Source organism: Falsiroseomonas sp. RANM36 (assembly GCF_056682175.1).
This window is the reverse complement of the sequence record NZ_JBWXTD010000002.1, coordinates 90202-91603: the sequence shown is the minus strand read 5'-3', so window position 1 is coordinate 91603 and position 1402 is coordinate 90202. Positions and strand designations below refer to the sequence as shown.

Annotated in this window: 2 protein-coding genes; both read right to left on the bottom strand. The window is 72.3% G+C overall.

All coding sequences use genetic code 11. The features are described 5' to 3' along the window. Positions 1-85: 85 nt before the first annotated feature. Positions 86-571: a protein TolR gene (gene tolR, locus AC1MIR_RS01310; protein WP_480026385.1), complete on the bottom strand. Its 486-nt coding sequence runs from the start codon at positions 569-571 to the stop codon at positions 86-88. Positions 572-575: 4 nt separating this feature from the next. After that, on the bottom strand, positions 576-1337 hold the full coding sequence (gene tolQ, locus AC1MIR_RS01305; protein ID WP_480026384.1) for a protein TolQ: 762 nt from the start codon (positions 1335-1337) through the stop codon (positions 576-578). Positions 1338-1402 lie beyond the last annotated feature (65 nt).

The following is a 1402-nucleotide window of genomic DNA, read 5'->3' as shown; positions in this document are numbered from 1 at the left end:
CGACACGCCGAGCCAGCGGTTCAGCCGCCGGTCGTCCGGGTCCATCGCCAGCGGGAAGGTCGCCGCGCCGCTCATCGCGCCCGGTTCAGCGCCTCGGCTGCGGGGCCGGCGGCGCGGGGCGGCCGGCGGCCTGCGGCTGCTCGGCCAGCAGCGCGACGCGCTGGAAGCCGGCGGCGCTGACCGTGCCCATCACCTCCATCACGCGGCCATAGGAGATGGCGCGGTCGCCGCGCACGAAGATGCGCCGCTCCGGCTGGCCCTGCGGCTGATTGGCCAGGATCGCCTGGAGCTGCGGCACCAGGTTCTCGATCGGCACCTCGGTCTCCTGCAGGAAGATGCGGCCCTCGCTGTCCACCGTGATGGTCAGCGGCTCCTGCTCCTGGTTCAGCGGGGTCGCGGCGGTGCGCGGCAGGTCCACCGGCACGCCGACGGTCATCAGCGGCGCGGCCACCATGAAGATGATGAGCAGCACCAGCATCACGTCCACGAAGGGCGTGACGTTGATCTCGCTCATCGGGCGGTAGCGCCGGCCGCGCCCGCCGCCATTGCCGCCCATCAGCCCGCCGGCCATGGCGCTATTCCGCCGCCGGCGCGGGCGCCGGGCGGGCCGGCTGCGCAGGCTCCGCGGCAGCCTCGGATTGCCGCGTCAGGATCGCCGAGAACTCCGCCGCGAAGGCTTCCAGCCGTCCCGCGAAGCGTCCGAAATCGGAGGCGAACTTGTTGTAGGCGATGGTCGCCGGGATCGCCGCGATCAGGCCGATGGCGGTGGCGAAGAGCGCCTCCGCGATGCCGGGCGCCACGACGGCGAGCGAGGTGTTCTGCATGCCGGCGATGGCGCTGAAGGAGTTCATGATGCCCCAGACCGTGCCGAACAGCCCGATGAAGGGCGCCGCCGAGCCGACGGTGGCGAGGAAGATCATCCACCGCTCCAGCCGGTCCATCTCGCGCGAGATGGCGACGGCCATCGCCCGCTCCACGCGTTCCTTGGTGCCGGTCACGGCAAGCTCCGAGCCGAAGCCGCGGCCGGTGGAGCGGCGCCATTCGCCCATCGCGGCGCCGAACACCGCCGCCATGGGATGGCTCGGCTGCTCGCCCTCCCGCACATAGAGCTCTTCGAGGCTGCCGCCCGACCAGAAGCGGTCCTCGAAGCCGTCGGCGGCGCGGCGGATCCGCCGCAGCGTCGTCACCTTCTCGAACACGATGGCCCAGACCCAGATCGAGGCGAGCAGCAGGGCGATCATCACGCCCTTCACCACCCAGTCGGCCTGCAGGAACAGGCCCCAGAGGGACAGGTCGTGGGCCGCCTGGCCGAGGGGAGACTGGGTCACATTGCCCACTTGGCGGGCCTCCTATTCTGCGGCCGGCCCGTCCGGGGCCGGGGTCCGGGCCACATGGCCCGGCT